This is a genomic window from Micromonospora sp. LOL_023, from assembly GCF_048060115.1.
Classification (GTDB): domain Bacteria; phylum Actinomycetota; class Actinomycetes; order Mycobacteriales; family Micromonosporaceae; genus Micromonospora_E.
The window spans coordinates 1-1638 of sequence record NZ_JBHMIM010000155.1; the positions used below are offsets into that span (position 1 = coordinate 1).

The following is a 1638-nucleotide window of genomic DNA, read 5'->3' on the forward strand; positions in this document are numbered from 1 at the left end:
AAGGATGTGAGTGTCTAGATCATATCCATGATGGAATCGGGTGCACCTTTCTGGTGAGTAAGAGTAGCGGGTGGGCTCAGCGGCTGGTCGTGGCCTCGGGTGGGAAGGGTCTGGTCGGTCACGCGGGCGCGGTGTTGCTGCGGCAGTGCGCGGACCGGACCGGCCTGACCGGGGCGTTGAACAAGGTCCTGCCCCGGGGCACGGGGCCGGGGTGGTGGGACCGGGGCACGGTCCTGGTCTGTCTGGCGACCACGATCGTGCTCGGTGCGACGAGCATGTCCGACATCGGGCTACTCGCGCATCAGGCTCTGGTATTCGCGGATCCACCGTCGGAATCGACCGTCCGCCGGGCTCTGGCCGAGCTCGATGACACCTGCCTACGCCGGATCGCCACAGCGCGGGCGAAGGTCCGCGCCCGGGTGTGGGATCTGCTCGCCGGCCGACCGCAGGGGTTTCCGTGGCTGCGCGTGGCCGGGAAACAGTTGACCGGATGGGTGGTCATCGATATGGACGCCACGTTGATCACCGCGCACAGTGACAAGCAGGGCGCGGCGGCCACGTTCAAGAAGGGTTACGGACACCATCCGCTGGGGGCCTGGTGTGCCAACACCGCGGAAAGTCTGGCCATGCTGCTCCGTCCGGGCAACGCCGGATCAAACACTGTCAGCGACCATATCCGGGTGCTGGGTGACGCGATCGACCAGCTACCGGTCGCCTACCGACGGAAGATCCTCATCAGGGTCGACGGGGCCGGCGCCACCCACGACCTCGTGGAACACATCGAGCAGATGAACCGGGCGTGGCGTAGCGTGCGCTTCACCGTCGGCTGGACCATCACCGACACCGACGAGACCGCCATCGCCCAACTGCCCGAGACCGCCTGGGACGACAGTCTCCAGCAGGACGGTACCGCCGTCGAGAAGGCCCACGTCGCCGAGCTGACCGGCCTGAACCGGCGTCTGGACAACTGGAACGGCAAGCTGCGGCTGCTCGTACGTCGCACCGGGCCGTCGGCCCGGCACGCGAAGAACCTCACCGCGCTGGAGAAACGCACCGGCTGGCGATACGCGATCGTCGCCACCAACATCACCCGGATCGCGGGTGTGCGCGGCTCGCACCAGCCGCAATGGCTCGACGCCCTGCACAGAAGTCACGCCGGGGTAGAGGACAGAGTCCGCACCAACAAGGCCATGGGACTACGCAACCTGCCCTCGAAGGACTGGACCGTCAACCAGGGCTGGGTCCTCGCCTCGAACATCGCCGCCGACCTCGACGCCTGGACCCGGCTCCTCGGCCTGCACGACCAACCCGACCTCGCCCACGCCGAACCCGACACCCTGCGCTACCGGATCCTGCACCTACCCGCGAAACTCGCCACCCACGCCCGCCGCCGCGTCCTGTCCATCCCCGACACCTGGCCCTGGGCCGAAGCGTTCACCCTCTGCTGGCAACGGCTCAGCCAACTGCCACTAACCACCTGACCGCCACACCGGCACCTACCAGCAGAAAGGCTGTATCCCGGGCCTGGAGACCCCGCGCATCCGCAGCGACACGTGGCAGATCCACACCCGCCACAGGCGGACAAAACGGCCAAGCCGGAACGATCAGCAGGGATCAACGCTCTCTGACGGATTGAGG

1 protein-coding gene is annotated in these 1638 nt (G+C 67.3%); it reads left to right on the plus strand.

Going from position 1 to position 1638, the window contains the following annotated elements:
- The first annotated feature begins 53 nt into the window (after positions 1-53).
- Positions 54-1481: an IS1380 family transposase gene (locus tag ACFHVL_RS31220; protein WP_416632214.1), complete on the plus strand. Its 1428-nt coding sequence runs from the start codon at positions 54-56 to the stop codon at positions 1479-1481.
- Positions 1482-1638: the final 157 nt, after the last annotated feature.